General features: G+C 57.1%; 2 rRNA genes. Both read right to left on the minus strand.

Annotated elements, in window-relative coordinates:
- A 5S ribosomal RNA gene (gene rrf / locus PH558_RS34115) occupies positions 1-82 on the minus strand; the annotation flags it as partial.
- A gap of 243 nt (positions 83-325) precedes the next feature.
- Positions 326-422, minus strand: a 23S ribosomal RNA gene (locus PH558_RS34120); the annotation flags it as partial.

Raw genomic sequence — 422 nt, forward strand, 5'->3', positions numbered from 1 at the left:
ACGAAGTACCATGGGCGCAGGGGCGTTTCACGGCCGTGTTCGGAAAGGGAACGGGTGCAGCCACCCCGCCATAACCACCAGGTCGGCAAAGCGCAACTTCGGGCTAAACCGCGCTAGCGGTTTATGCCCGTTGAGAAGCTGGCGAAGTTTTCACTTCATTTTGTCTATTTGAACACGTCGTTGGATGCGTTTCCGGACAAAGTCCGCAAGTGCAAAGCGCGTCGCCGGAGGTCCGGCGCGCCGTCCGCAGCGCAGCGATCGAAGATCGCGACAGCGTGAGGACAAAAAGCTCGTCGAATTTATTCGATGAGCACTGGCAATGGGAACGATCAAGCCAATCGAGCTATTAGTACCGGTAAGCTTCATGCGTTGCCGCACTTCCACACCCGGCCTATCAACGTGGTCGTCTTCCACGGCTCTGA

The organism is Rhizobium pantanalense (assembly GCF_030182525.1).
Taxonomy (GTDB): domain Bacteria; phylum Pseudomonadota; class Alphaproteobacteria; order Rhizobiales; family Rhizobiaceae; genus Rhizobium.